The organism is Pseudomonas sp. R62 (assembly GCF_000257605.1).
Classification (GTDB): Bacteria; Pseudomonadota; Gammaproteobacteria; order Pseudomonadales; family Pseudomonadaceae; genus Aquipseudomonas; species Aquipseudomonas atacamensis.
This window is the reverse complement of sequence record NZ_AHZM01000935.1, coordinates 1-731: the sequence shown is the minus strand read 5'-3', so window position 1 is coordinate 731 and position 731 is coordinate 1. Positions and strand designations below refer to the sequence as shown.

Sequence of the window (731 nt, the reverse complement as noted above, 5' to 3'; positions counted from 1 at the left end):
CAACGGGCGTGTGGTGCTGGGGTGTCGCCGCCAGCATCAGCGTTTGTTGATCCAGGTGTGGGACAGCGGCATGGGCATCGCCGAGGAGCGGTTGGAGGAGATTTTCCAGGAGTTCAAGCGCGGTGATGTGCAGCGGCCCGACCAGGACCGGGGGTTGGCCTGGGGCTGGCGATTGTGGAAAAGATTGCCGGGATCCTGGGTCATCGTATCAGCGTCAAATCCTGGCCGGGTAAAGGCTCAATGTTCTCGGTGGAGGTGCCGTTGAGCGCCACGGCGCCCAAGTCGCTGCCAATACTGGCCATGAGCGAACCGATGCTCGAACGCCTGCAAGGCGCGCGGGTGTGGGTGCTGGATAACGACGCGGCGATCTGCGCGGGCATGCGCACCTTGCTGGAAGGCTGGGGCTGCCAGGTGATCACGGCGTTGTCGGAGCAAGACCTGGCACGGCAGGTGGATAACTACCATGCCGAAGCCGACTTGCTGATCGCCGATTACCACCTCGACGACGACCAGAACGGCGTCGACGCCGTCGCCCGCATCAATGGACGACGCGGCCGCGCGATACCGGCGTTGATGATCACCGCCAACTACAGCAATGAGTTGAAGCAGCAGATCCGCGAGTTGGGACACACCCTGATGCACAAGCCGGTACGCCCGATGAAACTCAAGACCGCCATGAGCCACCTGCTCGGCAAATGAACGGCGAAATACCCACAAGTGGAGATCAAAAT

Annotated in this window: 1 pseudogene; it reads left to right on the top strand. The window is 61.8% G+C overall.

Going from position 1 to position 731, the window contains the following annotated elements:
* A pseudogene (locus OQK_RS01220) lies at positions 1-699 on the top strand (hybrid sensor histidine kinase/response regulator); the annotation flags it as partial.
* Between the last annotated feature and the right edge of the window lie 32 nt (positions 700-731).